The sequence below is a fragment of the Paenarthrobacter sp. NPDC089988 genome (assembly GCF_044748465.1).
Classification (GTDB): Bacteria; Actinomycetota; Actinomycetes; order Actinomycetales; family Micrococcaceae; genus Arthrobacter.
On record NZ_JBIVGD010000018.1, the window covers coordinates 1 to 13,873 of the forward strand.

The 13,873-nt window shown below is 65.7% G+C and carries 16 protein-coding genes; all 16 read right to left on the reverse strand.

All coding sequences use genetic code 11. The features are described 5' to 3' along the window. Positions 1-158: 158 nt before the first annotated feature. Positions 159-401, reverse strand: coding sequence for a carbon storage regulator (locus tag ACIPV6_RS18595; protein ID WP_400272301.1), 243 nt, complete (start codon positions 399-401; stop codon positions 159-161). A 4-nt stretch (positions 402-405) separates the two neighbouring features. Beyond that, positions 406-1,524, reverse strand: a complete 1,119-nt coding sequence (locus ACIPV6_RS18600) for a hypothetical protein (RefSeq protein ID WP_400272302.1) — start codon at positions 1,522-1,524, stop codon at positions 406-408. Continuing rightward, a complete protein-coding gene (locus tag ACIPV6_RS18605) occupies positions 1,502-3,547 on the reverse strand; it encodes a flagellar biosynthesis protein FlhA (protein WP_400272303.1) in 2,046 nt (681 codons plus the stop codon). Before ACIPV6_RS18605 ends, ACIPV6_RS18600 begins: the two co-directional genes overlap by 23 nt. After that, a complete protein-coding gene (locus ACIPV6_RS18610) occupies positions 3,544-4,629 on the reverse strand; it encodes a flagellar biosynthesis protein FlhB (protein ID WP_400272304.1) in 1,086 nt (361 codons plus the stop codon). Before ACIPV6_RS18610 ends, ACIPV6_RS18605 begins: the two co-directional genes overlap by 4 nt. Next, positions 4,629-5,387 carry a flagellar biosynthetic protein FliR gene (locus ACIPV6_RS18615; protein ID WP_400272305.1) on the reverse strand — a complete coding sequence of 253 codons (759 nt, stop codon included), beginning with the start codon at positions 5,385-5,387 and terminating at the stop codon, positions 4,629-4,631. The genes ACIPV6_RS18610 and ACIPV6_RS18615 overlap by 1 nt, the downstream gene beginning before the upstream one ends. Before the next feature lies 1 nt (position 5,388). After that, positions 5,389-5,664, reverse strand: coding sequence for a flagellar biosynthesis protein FliQ (gene fliQ, locus ACIPV6_RS18620; protein WP_397323185.1), 276 nt, complete (start codon positions 5,662-5,664; stop codon positions 5,389-5,391). Continuing rightward, entirely contained in the window at positions 5,664-6,458 is a 795-nt protein-coding gene (fliP, locus tag ACIPV6_RS18625) for a flagellar type III secretion system pore protein FliP (RefSeq protein ID WP_400272306.1), read from the reverse strand. The genes fliQ and fliP overlap by 1 nt, the downstream gene beginning before the upstream one ends. 95 nt (positions 6,459-6,553) lie before the next feature. After that, positions 6,554-7,057, reverse strand: a complete 504-nt coding sequence (gene fliO, locus ACIPV6_RS18630) for a flagellar biosynthetic protein FliO (RefSeq protein WP_400272307.1) — start codon at positions 7,055-7,057, stop codon at positions 6,554-6,556. Continuing rightward, the gene (gene fliN, locus ACIPV6_RS18635) at positions 7,058-7,765 is read right to left on the reverse strand and encodes a flagellar motor switch protein FliN (RefSeq protein WP_400272308.1); all 708 of its coding nucleotides are present in this window, start codon (positions 7,763-7,765) and stop codon (positions 7,058-7,060) included. After that, positions 7,762-8,658: a flagellar motor switch protein FliM gene (locus tag ACIPV6_RS18640; protein ID WP_400272309.1), complete on the reverse strand. Its 897-nt coding sequence runs from the start codon at positions 8,656-8,658 to the stop codon at positions 7,762-7,764. The genes fliN and ACIPV6_RS18640 overlap by 4 nt, the downstream gene beginning before the upstream one ends. Positions 8,659-8,748: 90 nt before the next feature. Then, positions 8,749-9,570 carry a flagellar motor protein MotB gene (locus tag ACIPV6_RS18645; RefSeq protein ID WP_400272310.1) on the reverse strand — a complete coding sequence of 274 codons (822 nt, stop codon included), beginning with the start codon at positions 9,568-9,570 and terminating at the stop codon, positions 8,749-8,751. After that, positions 9,567-10,340 (reverse strand): motility protein A, encoded by a 774-nt coding sequence (locus ACIPV6_RS18650; protein ID WP_400272402.1) that lies wholly within the window; start codon positions 10,338-10,340, stop codon positions 9,567-9,569. Before ACIPV6_RS18650 ends, ACIPV6_RS18645 begins: the two co-directional genes overlap by 4 nt. A 48-nt stretch (positions 10,341-10,388) precedes the next feature. Further along, positions 10,389-10,658, reverse strand: coding sequence for a flagellar FlbD family protein (locus ACIPV6_RS18655; RefSeq protein ID WP_400272311.1), 270 nt, complete (start codon positions 10,656-10,658; stop codon positions 10,389-10,391). Positions 10,659-10,781: 123 nt separating this feature from the next. Continuing rightward, positions 10,782-11,954: a flagellar hook protein FlgE gene (locus ACIPV6_RS18660; protein WP_400272312.1), complete on the reverse strand. Its 1,173-nt coding sequence runs from the start codon at positions 11,952-11,954 to the stop codon at positions 10,782-10,784. 64 nt (positions 11,955-12,018) lie between these two features. Continuing rightward, positions 12,019-12,441 (reverse strand): flagellar hook assembly protein FlgD, encoded by a 423-nt coding sequence (locus ACIPV6_RS18665; RefSeq protein ID WP_400272313.1) that lies wholly within the window; start codon positions 12,439-12,441, stop codon positions 12,019-12,021. 18 nt (positions 12,442-12,459) lie between these two features. Continuing rightward, on the reverse strand, positions 12,460-13,873 hold a 1,414-nt coding region (locus ACIPV6_RS18670; RefSeq protein ID WP_400272314.1), incomplete at its 5' end, for a flagellar hook-length control protein FliK.

Sequence of the window (13,873 nt, forward strand, 5' to 3'; positions counted from 1 at the left end):
TCAAGCGACAGAGCGTCAAAATCATGCCGGAGCCGGCAGGCCAGCACACCCATATCCTGCACCAGGAAACAGGCTACGAAAAAGGTAACGAGCGTGCGGGAAAACGGGCGGTTAGGTGAGAGAGCGTGCGGGAAAACAGGCGGTGCGGTGAGAGAGGGTCAGTCTTTGGTGGGGGTTGGGGGGCGGAGGTTGGCCAGGAGCTCTTCGGCGTCGGGACCGGCCTGGGTTGCCGCGAGGTTGGCGGCCGCGATCGCCTCCACCACTTCGCTGCGTTGAATGGACACGCCGCGGGGTGCTTCGATTCCGATCCGCACGCCGTCGCCACGGCCCTCCATGACGGTGATGACAATGTCCTCACCAATCATGATCTTCTCGCCCGGCTTGCGCGTCAGTACCAGCATGAATTCAATGTACCTTTCCAAGGGCGGGCGTGCTCGCGGGCTTGCCGTCCACCCAGCCCACAGGGATGCCCAGGGAGTCCACGGTTTCGGGCGTGGCGGTTTCCGAGGCGCCGATGACGGCCAGCGCCGCAATCCCGGCGGGGTCGGCCGGAGGTGTTGACTGCGCAGCCAGCAGCGACTGCAGCCCCTGAACCCAGGCTTTGGTGTCCTCGGCCTTGCGTTGGGCATCGACCACCACCCAGAGCTGGTCGGCAGACAGGCTCGCGAGGTGGGCAGCTTGCGTGGGCACGTCGCGCACGCGCCCCAGCCCGAAGGCGACCACGACGCTTTGGCCGGTCAGCACCGCTTGGGCGCGTGCCGCCGTCGCGCTTTGACGCCCTTGGACGTGCAGGTGGCCGAACGCGCTCAGTTCACCGGCCGTCCGGACATCGGAACCCCCAGCGGCAATGGACATCTCCAACGCGGGCCCCAAAGCGTCGTCGCCCAGGCCCAGGAGGACGATGAGGTTGCCGTCGCCCGTAAGCGGCTGCGGCACCGTGGCGGATGGAGCGTCCGACGGCGGCAGGACGGCCCCGGCGCCGACGGGCACCGCCGGTGGGGGCAAGGCAGGAGAGGACACCCCAGACGGAAGCACGGCAGACGCAGCAGGGACCACCGGAGCCGTCTCGAGCTCCTTGCCCAGCTGTTCCAAAAGGCCCGCGAAGTCCGGCGATGCGGTGGAGACCGGCGCCGGCTTGTGGAGCTCGATCTCCGCGGCGTCGGCCCGTTCCAGGAGCGAGGCAATGGCCGGACCGTGAAGCTGGTGGGCATCGGCCGGCAGAGGCGCGGCAGCCGACCCAGGCGCAGCCGCCAGCCCAGGCGCAGCAGCCGGCCCAGGCGCGACGGTCGACCCAGCCGCGGCGGCAGGCAGAGGCACCGAGGCCGGCCCAGGCGCAGCCGAATCCGCAGGCGCTTCCCCCACCTCCACGGTCGCTTCAAAACGTGCTGCCGCGAACAGTCCAACAATGCCCGGATTCGTCACTTTCTCGGCGGCGACAATCCGTGCACCCGGCCCGTACTGCTGGAGGGCCTTCTCGCGGATGGCCTCCAACGAGGCGCCCCTAAGCTTGAAGCGCTTCTGCAAAGCGGACCACCCCCACGGTTTCGATCCGGATGTTGGCTGACGTGACTTCCCGGTACGAAAGGACGGGGACACCGCCGTCGGGAGTTCCGACAAGGCGGCGGATCGCAGGACGCAAGGCCGGCGCGCAGACGAGGACCGCCTGCCGTCCGGTGGCAGCCGCGCCTTCCACCGCGGACTTGAGGGAGGTCAGGACCGCGTCGAGCTTGGCCTGGCCCATGACGATCTGGGTGCCGCCCTCCGCCGGGCGCATGTCCTCCAACATGGACTGCTCCAACAGGGGATCGATCATGATCACGTTGAGGACCGAGCCGTCCAGGTACTTGGTAGCCAGCACGGGGCCCAGAGCGTGGCGGGCGGACTCGATCAGCGCCTCGGGATCGGTGGAGGCCTTGGCCCGCAAAGCCAGGGCCTCGTAGATGCGCGGGAGATCGTTGATGGGGACCTGCTCGTCCAGGAGGCCCTCCAGGACCCGCTGGATTTCGGCGAGCGAGAGCAGCGCGGGCGTGAGTTCTTCCACGGCCGACGGGCTTTGCTTGCGGACTCCTTCGGTGAGGACGCGGACGTCCTCGCGGGTGAGTAGCCGCGCGGCGTTGGCGCTGATGATGGAGGACAGGTGCGTAACCAGCACGGACACGCGATCGATCACTGTGGCACCGGTCATTTCGGCGCTGTGCCGCATTTCCGTGGGGACCCATTTGCCGTTCAAGCCAAAGACGGGCTCAACTGTTGCGGTTCCGGGGAGGGCGTCCAGGAATTCGCCCAGGGCCAGGAGCTTGCCCGACGGCGCCACTCCCCTTCCGGCTTCCACGCCGGCGATGCGGATGGCATAGGTGGAGGGCGGCAGGTCCATGGCGTCGCGGGTCCGGACGGGCGGGACAACGAGGCCAAGTTCCAGGGCGATTTTGTGGCGCAGGGACCGGACCCGGGCCAGGAGGTCATCGGAGGCACCTGAGACGATGTCCACCAGGTCCGGCGCCAGCAGGATTTCCACGGGGTGGACGCGCATGTCTTCCATGAGCCGCTCGTTGGGGTCCTCCTCGGCGGCCACTGCGGCGTTGTCTGCTGCCTGGGCTGCCGCGGCTGCTTTCTGCTGGGCGGCCACGCGCCGCGATGCGATCACCAAGAGGGCTCCGACCAGCAGGAACGGCAGGATGGGCATGCCCGGAATGACCGCCATGCTCGCGGCGGCAAGGCCCGCGATCAGCAATGCATTGGGCGACTGCATCAGCTGCGAGGACGCCGTACGGCCCATGTCCTCCTCGGCGTTGGACCGGGTGACGATCATGCCCGTGGAGACCGCCATGAGCAGAGCGGGGATCTGGGTGACCAGGCCGTCACCCATGGTCAGGAGACCGTAGGTGTTCAGGGCATCCACAGCGTCCTGGCCGCGCTGCAGCACGCCGATCGCGATGCCGCCCACGAAGTTGATGATGATAATGATGATGCCTGCGATGGCATCGCCCTTGACGAACTTGGACGCGCCGTCCATGGCGCCGTAGAAATCGGCCTCGGCGGAAACTTCGGCGCGGCGTTTGCGGGCTTCGGCATCCGTGATGAGTCCGGCGTTGAGGTCGGCGTCGATGGCCATCTGCTTGCCGGGCATGGCATCGAGGGTGAAGCGGGCGCCTACTTCGGCCACGCGTTCGGCACCCTTGGTAACCACCACGAACTGGATGACCACCAGGATCAGGAACACCACGGCCCCGATGATCAACGATCCGCCAACGGTCACCTTGCCGAAGGCCTCGATCACCTGGCCGGCGAACCCCTGCCCCAGGACAAGCCTGGTGGAGGCCACGTTGAGGCCCAGGCGGAAAAGCGTCGCCACGAGGAGCAGCGACGGGAACACGGAGAAATCCAGGGGCTTCTTCACGAACATGCTGGTGAGCAGGATCAGGAGGGCCAGCAGGATGTTGCACACGATCAGGAAATCAAGCAACGGCGCGGGCAGCGGAACCACCAACAGCAGCACGATGGCCACGATCCCTACCGGCACTGAAAGCCGGGCGAACTTGTTGTTCATGCCAGCAAACCTTCCTTCATGCGATGGATTCCGCGTGATGTCCCGCGGTTCTTCAGCGACATCACGAAGGCCAGGACCGCGGCCACCGACCGGTACAGCTCCACGGGGATCTCCTGTCCCAGTTCACAGGCCGAATGCAGGGCACGCGCCAACGGGATGTCCTGCACCATGGGCACTCCCTTGCTCTCGGCTTCCTCCCTGATGCGGGCAGCAATGACCCCCGCCCCCTTCGCCACGACGCGCGGTGCCGATTTGCCGGCGTCGTACTTCAACGCAACTGCCACGTGCGTCGGGTTCACCAGCACGACGTCGGCGTCCGCGATCGAGGCGATCATGCGGTTGCGGCTCATGCTCAGTTGGCGGGAACGCCGGTGGGACTTGACCAGGGGGTCACCGTCGGTGTTCTTGTTCTCGTCCTGGACTTCCTTCTTGGACATCCGGGTCTTCTTCCGGTTGCGGCGCATCACCACGAAAATGTCGGCCGCGGCCAGGATGAGACCAGCCACCACCGCGAACTGGATCAGCGCGCCGATCCCTCCTGCGGCCGCCGCGAGCACGCCCGCCACCGGCAGTCCGCCCGCGGTCAGGAGCACGGGCATCAGCCCCTGGATCACGGTGTACAGGACCAGACCCACGACGGCGGTCTTCAGCAACGCTTTGACACCTCCCCATAGTGCCTGCGCACCGAACATCCGCTTGAATCCTGCGAGCAGGTTGAAATGCTCGAACTCGGCGCGGAAGTTCTTGAAACGGATGCCGCCTTGGAGGGCGGAACCGGCGAGCACCACCACCGTGACCACCAGGAGCAAAGGACCGAGGATGCCGGCGAGGGAACCCAGTCCGTCCTCCAGCGCGGCAATGGCTTTGGCGGGGTCGGGATCGGCCATGACGCTCTTGACCGTGAACAGTTGGTCGACGGCCGCATTGGAGGCGTGGCCGATAGTGGCCGGGAGCATCGCCGCGGCACCGCCAACAGCCAGCCAGGCCATGAGGTCCTGGGACCTGGAAAGCTGGCCCTTCTGGCGGACCTCGCGCATGCGTTTGTCCGTGGCTTGCTCGGTTTTCTCCTGTGAGTCCGCCACTAGCCCACCCCCAATACGGTCCTTGCGGCCTGCTCTGCCAGGTTCGCGACCAGCCGCGGCAGGGCCAGGAACAGGAAACCGGCCAAGGCCAACGTGATGAAGATCTTGAGCGGGAACCCGAGCGAGAAAGCGTTCAGTGCCGGAGCCACGCGAGTGAGGAGGCCAAGTCCGACGTCGGCCAGCACCAGGACCACCAGCAGCGGGCCTGCGATCTGGACCGCGGAGATGAACATGCCGGTCACCGCGCCGATCATCGCGTCGACCGGTTTGCTGAGGTCGATGCCGCCAGCCAGCGGGAGCGCGTTGAAGCTGCCCGTGAGGCCGCCGATGACCAACTGGTAACCGTCCGAGGCGAAGAGCAACGCAAGGGCAGCCATCTGCAGCAGCCGGGTGAACTGGGCGCCATTGACCATCATTTGGGGGTCGAAAGCCTGGGCCATCTGGAAGCCGCTGAACAGGTCAACCAGGCTGCCCGCCGATTGGATCGCAGCGAACACGGCCATCACCAGGAAGCCCAGGACCAGGCCCGTAACGAGTTCCAGGATGACGGCCGTGATAAAGCCCGCCGTGTCCTTGGGGACGGCGTCGGCGGAGAGCCGCTGCGAGACAGCCAGGCCCAGGCCGATGCCGAGCATGGCCTTGATCCGGGCCGGAATGGCGTGGTGGGCAAAGGGCGGAGCCACCACCAGGAAGGCCGTCATGCGGACCGAGGCCAGCAAGAGGACCTGGATCCAGGACTGGTCGATGGGGATGTCCACCTCACGCGCCACCGATCAGCCCGGGAATGCGGGCGAAGAGCTCATTGGTGAACGTGACCATCTCCGAGATCATCCAGTGGCCGCACACCACCAGGGCGATGGCTACTGCCACGGCCTTCGGGACGAAAGAAAGGGTGGCCTCCTGCAACTGGGTGATGGATTGCAGGAGCGAAATGGCCAGGCCAACCACCAGCGCGGTGACCAGCGTGGGCGCGGCCAGCTTGGCGGCCACGATCATGGCCTGGAGGCAAATGTCCAGGACGGCGTTGGTATCCATCAGCCGCTCGCATAACTCTGGATCAGGGACATGATCACCAGACCCCAACCGTCCACCAGCACGAACAGCAGGATCTTGAAGGGCAGCGAGATCATCACGGGCGGAAGCATCATCATGCCCATGGACATCAGCGCCGCCGAGACCACGAGGTCGATCACCAGGAACGGAATGAAGATCACGAAGCCGATGATGAACGCGGCCCGCAGCTCGGAAATCATGAAGGCCGGAACCAGTGTCTGCAACGGAACGGCCTCGGGGTTGGCCGGGTTGTCCATGTTGGCGGCCCTGGTCATGAGGGCGATGTCTTCTTCGCGGGTGTGGGCCAGCATGAAGTGCTGCAGCGGCGTCCACCCGGCGGACATTGCTCCGTTGAAGTCCAGTCCTCCGTTCAGGTAGGGCTGGACCGCCACCGTATTGATGTCAGAAACCACCGGCCACATGACGAACAGGGAAAGGAAGAGGGCCAGTCCAGCGAGGACCTGGTTGGGCGGAATAGCCGGGAGTGACAGGGCATTCCGGGTCATGGCAAGCACCACGAAGATCTTGGTGAACGAGGTCATCATCAGCAGCAAAGCCGGGGCCACGGACAGCAAGGTGATCCCAATGAGCGTGACCACCGCCGAGGAGGGTGCGCCGTCCAGGCCGTTGATGTTGATGCTGACGTTGCCGCCGGACTCCGGTGCCGCCGGCGGGGTGGGCGGAGTGGGAGCAGTGGGATCGATGGGCGCCGCATGTGCCGCAGCCGTACCAACCCACACCAGGACGACGGCAAGCAGGAGTGCCCACAGCGCCACCAGCCACACCCGCTGAGCCGGGCGTGGCCGTTGTGATGCTGCTGGCTGTTGTGTTGCCGGGAGGAAACCGAAGACCCCGGAACACACGGAATGGATCAATTGCGGCGTCCCCTGAAGGCATCGGAGGCCTGGCGCCACGTGGAAGCGGAAAGGATGGAACCGTGCAGGGGGTGGGCCTGGGCAGGAGTGCGCCGGTGCAGGTCCGCCCGGCGCCGGACCACGGGGATCTGACCTGTGACCAACTCAGTCCGGGGAACAGCTTCCGCCGACGCCTGCCGGAAGAGCTGGGCGAAGCTTTGCTCCTCGATGACCTTCTGCGGCGGGGATTCCACTACCTCGGCAGCCATCACAGGAGCGTCGCTGGTGTGCAGGACCCTGACATTGTGCTCGGTGACGCCCAGCAGGAACCGCTTGTCTCCCGCGTCCACCACCACCACGGAAGCCTTCTGCCCCAGGGCCTGGCGGCTCACGACGCTCAGCGTGGAATCGGCACGGCGACGGCCCTTGCCTTTGCCGAGCCGGCGCTGCAGCAGCCAGATCACGGCCAGCACGGCGCCAAGGGCAACAACCACCCGAAGCCCCAGGATGAAGGAATCCATCTAGAACGTTCCCTCTGCCCCGTCCAGGATCCGGGTGATGCGCACGGCATAGTCCTGGTCCACCACCACAACCTCGCCGTGCGCGATCAGGCGTCCGTTGAGCAGGACGTCCGCCGGAGCCCCGGCCGAACGGTCAAGCTCGATCACCTTGCCCGGTTCCAGTGCCAGGGCGTCACGCACGGACATCCGCGTCCTGCCGATCTCCACGGTCAGGGCCATCTCCACGTTGCTGATGAGGCCGAGGCGGGCAGAGACATCGGCGTCCTGGGCGCCGCGGGAGGGACCGGCGTCGTTATCCCGGACGCGGACGGCGAACCAACCGAACGGGGCTCCCCCGTCGCTCAACTCAAAGACCACAGTGGCGGGGTCCTGCAGCAGCCCCGCGGCATCTGCCTCGCGCAGCTCCCCCAGCACACCGGCGTCGAACGCCGACGCTGCCTGTTCCAACGCGGGACGCAAGACGTCGCCTGCCGAGAACTGCGCCCCCACCACGGCTCCGCTGGCTGCGGCCAGGAAGGAGTTGTCCACCAGCAGCAACGCAAAGTCGGCCGTGGAGGCGCCCACAAACGTCGCCGTGACCGCGGGCGAAGCGTAGGCGGCGGCCGCTTCGGCGGGGACGATCCCCGCCACCGTCAGCAGCGACGAAGCCGGCAGGTGCTGGGCCAGTCGCTCGGCTGCCGCTTCCTGCAGGGTCAGGGTGATGCTCATCGCTGGTGCTCCTCGGTTGTGACAATGACGGCGGCGGCGCGGGAGCCGTGCCTGGCGGCGGCGGCAGTGGCCAGGCGGGTACCGTTGATGGTGACGTCGAACGGCCGGTTTTCCAGGTGCGGAAGCGGCAGGACATCGCCGACGGCGAGTTCCAGGATCTGCGCGGGAGTCACCTGCGCGGGGGTCAACTGGATGGCGACATCGACTGGTACCTGGGCGAGCTGGGTGCGGACCAAGGCCTCGTTGTCCACGCTGTGGACGGTGGGGTTCACGTCGCCCAGCTTGCTGAGCAGGACGTCCGCGGGAAGGGCGAGGGTGGCGGCGCACTGGGTCTCGCCGACGTTCACGCTGAAACCGGCCACAATCATCAGCTCGGACGGCGCAGCCGCTTGGGCGAACTGGGAGTTGTACTGGATGCCGTCCATGGTCACGGACTGCGTCAAGAGGTTGCCCAGGGAGTACTTCAGGTCCTCAAGGACCTCCTCCACCATGCGGGAGACGAGGGCATGCTCGATTTGCGTGAACTTCCGCTCGGGCACGGCCGTGTCCGCAGAGCCACCCAGCATGCGGCTCAACCAGGACAAGGCCGCCGTTGCCGGGAACTGGATCACCAGGCGGGAATCGCTGTCCTCGATCCGGCACAGCACCATGGAGGTCACCGAGGGAAGGGAAGCGGAGTACTCGTCGTAGCTCTGCATGCTCAACTGCTCCAGCGTGGCCGTGGATTTCAGCCTGACCTTGGCCGTGAGCTGGGTGCCCCATTGCCGGGCGAAGGTCTCGAAAGCCACTTCCAGGACACGGCTGTGCTGGCGGGGCAGGGTTGTGGGCCTGCGGAAGTCATAGACGTCCACAGTGCGCTGGCGTTCGGCCGCGCGATCTTGCTGATCTCCCACGGATGGCACTATCGGCAGGTAAATTGCCCGTGTAAGGCTGTTTTATCCCCTGTTTCCGGCCTACTTCGTTCCTGCCTACTTCGTTCCTGCCTACTTCGCTGCCTTGGCCGCAGCCGCCGAGTCATGCGTCTGCGCCTCGATGGCTTGCGGGATGAGCGCGCGGATATCCTCCGGCCGGTTCGACACCAGCACCACGTCCACGCGCCGGTTCAGTTCCATGAGCTCTTCGGTGGAGTCGTCCGTCACCTGCCGTGCCGAGCCGAAGGCGACAGCCCCGATCTTGGCTGCCGGCATTCCGGACTGGTCCACGAAGAACCGGAGGACGTTCACCGATCTCGCCGCGGACAGTTCCCACGTGGAGGCGTAGGCGGTGTACCCCTTGGCCGCGTGGCCCTCGATCATCACTTCGAGCCCGGAACCGACAACGGTCGGCGCGATGGCCGTGAGGATCTGAATGGCTTTGGGTGTCAGGTCCGGCATGTCCGGCTGGAAGAACGTCTGCGAGCCCACCAGTTTCACGGTCAGGCCACGCTCACCCACTACGAACTCGACGTTCTTATCCAGACCCTGGGATTGAAGCTGGGTCTGCATGGCCCCCTGCAAGGCAGTGAGTTTGTTGACCTCCTGCGTGGCCAGGTCCAGTGGGGAGAATCCTTCACCATTGGAGGTAGTCAGTTCGCCCGGGACAACCACGCCGCTGGCTGTGTCCACCTTCTGGCTGATCTCCGTCCCGAAGCCCGTGGCCAAGGAATTTCGGAGCTTCTCGAACTTGATCTGGTCCACGGAAGACATGGCAAAGAGCACAATGAACATGCACATGAGCACCGTGACCATGTCCATGTAGGACGCCATCCAGCGTTCGTCCACATGGTGCTCTTCGAGTTGCGCGCCACGTTTCCTGCGCTGCCTCATGCGGCCCTTGACGCTGTCAGCTTGCCGGTCTTGCCGCCGTCGTCCGCTTTGTCCTTGGTGCCCTTGGATTTGGACTTGGCATCCGCCGGAACCATGGCGCGGAGGCGCTCCGCCAGGAGCAGCGGCTGGGTACCGCTCTGCACCGCGAGCAGGCCCTCCATGAGCAGGTTCATCCGCTCCACCTCAAGTTCGGAGAGGCGCTTGAGCTTGGCGCTGATGGGGAGCCAGATGAAGTTGGCCGAGAGCAGGCCCCACAGGGTAGCGACGAAGGCTGCGGCGATCATCGGGCCCAGGTGGTCCGGCGAGGACAGGTTCTCCAGCACGTGGGTCAGGGACACAACGGTGCCGATGATGCCGATGGTGGGCGCATAGCCACCCAAGGCTGCGAAAAACTTGGAGGCCACGTGGTCGGCGCGCATGCGGGTATCTATCTCGTCCTCCATGAGGAGGCGGAGTTCCTCGGCATCCGTGCCATCGGCAATGTTCTGCAGGGAGCGGGCAAGGAACGGGTCCTTGGCGTTGTTGGCTTCCTCCTCCAAGGACAGCAAACCCTCGCCGCGGGCTTTCTCCGCCAAGCGGACCAGTTCATCGATGCTCGCGCTGGCCTTGGCCGGCTTGCCCATGAAGACCTTGGGGACCTGCTTGAAGGACTGGATGACGTCCGGGAGGGTGTTGCCGGCCAACCCCACGGCAATGGTTGCCCCGAAAACCAGCACCATGGGAGCCGGCAGGAGCAGGGACATCAGGTTGGCGTGCTCCAGGGTGACCATGACCACCACGGAGGCAAAGGCGAGCAGCAGACCGAAGATTGTCACGGGCTACCTTCCGTTTCGGGGGTCGTGTTGTTCGTTCGCCTGGGGCACCAGGCTGAGTGGGTAACCTGCCACCCGCGGGAGGTCCTGTGCCCGCCGCAGCACACTTGCCCGGTACTCAGCGATCAGTTCCACCACCTCAACCAGCGATTCGCGCACCACGTAAGCGGCGCCGTCGAGCGTCACCAGATGCGTATCCGGACTTTCATGGATCCGTTCTAGGATGTCCGGATTGACGGCGAAGCGTGTGCCGTTGAGGCGGGTGACGACGATCATGTGCTGTTCTGCTTTGGCTTGGGATGGCTGTACTTCCTACTGTCGGCCGGGAAGGGCGGAGCGTTAGCGGATCCTGCCCTGTTGGTCCATGCGGGTTGGCATGGGGGCAGGATCCGCTGCCGGTTAACGCTTCAGGTTGCTCAGTTCCTGCAGGACCTCGTCCGAGGTGGTGATGATGCGGGCGTTCGCTTGGAAGCCGCGCTGGGCCACAATCAGGTTGGTGAACTCCTGGGACAGGTCCACGTTGGACATCTCCAAGGAACCGGAGGTGAGTGAGCCCAAGCCTGCGTCGCCGGGGACACCGAGCTGGGCTGCGCCGGAGTTGGCCGTGGCAACGTAGGACGAGCCGCCGGCTCTCTCCAGTCCCTCGGCGTTGGTGAACTTGGCCAGCGCCACCTTGGCCAGTACCTGGGTGCTGCCGTTGCTGAAGGCGCCCACCAGGGAACCGTCGGCAGCCAAGGTGAACGACTCTAGCTTGCCGGCCTCGGCGCCGTTCTGGCCCGTTACCGTCAGGGTGTTCAGCTGCGCGAACCCGGTGACCGCGCCTAGATCAACGTTGATCCCGCCCACGTTCAATGAGCCGCCGGACGTCAGGGCACCATTAGTGAAGGTCAGGGCACCCGAACCCGTGGCACCGTTGGCGTCGGCACCGGCAACGCTCCAGCCCGTGTTCGTGCGGCTGAACGTGAGCGTGAGTGCGCGCTCAGCACCGTTGCCGTCGAATACCTTGACTTGGCGCTCCAGCGAGGTGCCCACGGCTGCGTCCGAAGGCAGGTTGCCGCCCAGTGAGGCGGCCGTGGTGGCCACTGCAGGAGCAGTAGTGTTCGGGGACAGCGTGATCGGACCAGTGAGTCCTCCCACGTTCACCGCGCCATTGGCGGCGGACCAGCCCTGGAGGATGCCGCCGTCGGGCGTGGTCAAACGGCCGGCCGCATCCAGTTGGAAGTTGCCCGCGCGGGTGTAGAACTGCTGCGTTCCCTTTGCCGTCACGAAAAAGCCCTCGCCCGAAATCATCAGGTCCGTGCCGCGGCCGGTGCTCTGCGACGAGCCCTGGCCAAAGTTGGTGCTCACGCCGGCCACCCTTACACCCAGGCCCACCTGGGCGGGGTTGGAGCCGCCCGTTCCTTCCTGGGGTGCCGCGGCGCCCTGCGTCATCTGCGACAAGGTGTCCTGGAACTGCGCGGACGAGGACTTGAAGCCCGTGGTGTTGACGTTGGCGATGTTGTTGCCGGTGACGTCGAGCATGGTCTGGTGGGCGCGGAGGCCGGAAATTCCGGAGTACAGCGAACGGAGCATGGTGTTGCCTTTCTTCGGGGGTCTGTGTGTTGTGCTGTGTTCAGGGTGTTTAGGCGGCGGGTGTTTAGGCGGTTGGTGTCCCGGCGGTGATGCCGGTGATGTTGTCCAGCGGGACCTTTTTGTCGCCGATGCTGACCAGCGGAACTCCGTCAGCGAAGGACACTGAGGTTGCAACGCCGGACCCCTTGGTTCCGTCGGCGAGCGCGTAGTCCACCGTGGTCCCGATGATCTGGGCCGCAGCCGTGCGCATCTGGAGCGAGAAACTCTCCTTGGAACCTGCCGTGAGCTCGGTCATTTTCTCCATCATGGACAACTGGACCGACTGGCTCATCATCTGGTTGGTGTCCATCGGCGCGCTGGGATCCTGGTACCTCAGCTGCGTTACCAGCAACTGCATGAAGACCTCGGAATCCATCGTCTGGACGGGCTTGCGCACGGTTTGGCCGGTGGTGGCTTGTACCGCGCTGGGTATGGCTTGGACGGTCATGCTGTTCTCTCCTTTGCGTCAGACGAGGATGTCGAGCCGGTTGGTTTCGGGGTCATGCTTTGGTTGCTCCGGTTCACGTCCGGTTGCGACGTTTTGGGGCGCCTGTGCTTGGAAAACCGGTTCGTGGCGCCGTTGGTCTCCCCTGTCCGTAGGGGCATCCTGCGGGTTGTCGTGGGGACTGTCCTGCGGGCTGTCCTGCGACGACAGGTTCAGTGTGGCCCCGGCGTCCTCCAGGCCCCGACGGAGTTCCGGCAGCACGTGGCGGACCGCTTCCCGTCCGGCGTCCCCCGCGGCGAACAGCTCGATCCGCACGCCCGCGTGGTCGATGTGAGCCCGCACAGTCAGCGGCCCCAAATCCTCCGGCGACACGCGCAGCGTCATCACGTGCTCCCCGGGCTTGGCTGAGGCCAACTCGAACAGGGGTTGGGCGAGCTGGTGGTTCAGGGGCGGGTGGTTCAGTGATTGTTGGTGCAGCTGTCCCGGGTTTGGGGGCTGGGTCTGCGTGGGCTGTGCTGGTGTGGGTTGCACTGGTGTTGCTTGGCCCGGTGCGGTTTGGACGAGTACAGCTTGGTCCAGAGCAGCCCGGGCATGGTGGGAGCCCTCCGGCCCGGACTGACCCGGCGCGGCTTGGACGAGTACAGCTTGGTCCAGAGCAGCCGGGTCCGGTGCGGCTTGGACGAGTACAGCTTGGTCCAGTGCAGCCCGGTCCGGTGCGGCTTGGACGAGCGCAGCTTGGTCCAGAGCAGCCCGGGCATGGTGGGAGCCCTCCGGCCCGGGTTGACCCGGCGCGGTTTGGCCCGGTGCCGCTTTCCCGCTGGGGTGCACGACGGCGGCGCTTGGCTGAGGCGCTGCCTCGACTCCCGGAGTGGCTGGCTGAGCGACGGCCGTGCCGGGGTCGGCTACGACCGCCGAGCCCGTTTCGACGGCTTCCTGTGCACTAGACGGCAGGAGTCGTCGAATGGACAGGGAGTCGTCTAAACGACCGTTGGACGATGCAACACCGTCGGCCGATTCGATGCCCCGCTGCGGATCATGCCGTGCGCCCGGCATATTCCGCAGCGAGCCCACGAATCGGCCGGACGAAGCGTCGACATCTGAGCCCAAACCGGCCAAGGAGCCACCAGCAGACATCGCCGCTGCGGAGCCCACCCCACTGGACATCCCTGAGCCCTGGACAACTCCAGCGAGCACAGCACCACTTCGGCCACCGCCAACGCCTGTCCCGACGACACCAGGTACACCGCCGAACAGGGGGCTCGAAGCCGAGCCCCCTTCGACGGCTTCCTGTGCACTAGACGGCAGGAGTCGTCGAATGGACAGCGGGTCGTCTAAACGAACGGTGGACGACGCAACACCGTCGGCCATTTCGATGCCCCGCTGCCGATCATGCCGTGCGCCCGGCACACCCTGCAGCGAACCCACGAATCGGCCG

Excerpts from the sequence above, each read along its gene's own strand:
- ACIPV6_RS18595 (WP_400272301.1), bottom strand. The coding sequence starts at position 401 with ATGCTGGTACTGACGCGCAAGCCGGGCGAGAAGATCATGATTGGTGAG.
- ACIPV6_RS18605 (WP_400272303.1), bottom strand. The coding sequence starts at position 3,547 with ATGAACAACAAGTTCGCCCGGCTTTCAGTGCCGGTAGGGATCGTGGCC.
- fliQ (WP_397323185.1), bottom strand. The coding sequence starts at position 5,664 with ATGGATACCAACGCCGTCCTGGACATTTGCCTCCAGGCCATGATCGTG.
- fliO (WP_400272307.1), bottom strand. The coding sequence starts at position 7,057 with ATGGATTCCTTCATCCTGGGGCTTCGGGTGGTTGTTGCCCTTGGCGCC.
- fliN (WP_400272308.1), bottom strand. The coding sequence starts at position 7,765 with ATGAGCATCACCCTGACCCTGCAGGAAGCGGCAGCCGAGCGACTGGCC.
- ACIPV6_RS18645 (WP_400272310.1), bottom strand. The coding sequence starts at position 9,570 with ATGAGGCAGCGCAGGAAACGTGGCGCGCAACTCGAAGAGCACCATGTG.
- ACIPV6_RS18650 (WP_400272402.1), bottom strand. The coding sequence starts at position 10,340 with ATGGTCACCCTGGAGCACGCCAACCTGATGTCCCTGCTCCTGCCGGCT.
- ACIPV6_RS18655 (WP_400272311.1), bottom strand. The coding sequence starts at position 10,658 with ATGATCGTCGTCACCCGCCTCAACGGCACACGCTTCGCCGTCAATCCG.
- ACIPV6_RS18660 (WP_400272312.1), bottom strand. The coding sequence starts at position 11,954 with ATGCTCCGTTCGCTGTACTCCGGAATTTCCGGCCTCCGCGCCCACCAG.
- ACIPV6_RS18665 (WP_400272313.1), bottom strand. The coding sequence starts at position 12,441 with ATGACCGTCCAAGCCATACCCAGCGCGGTACAAGCCACCACCGGCCAA.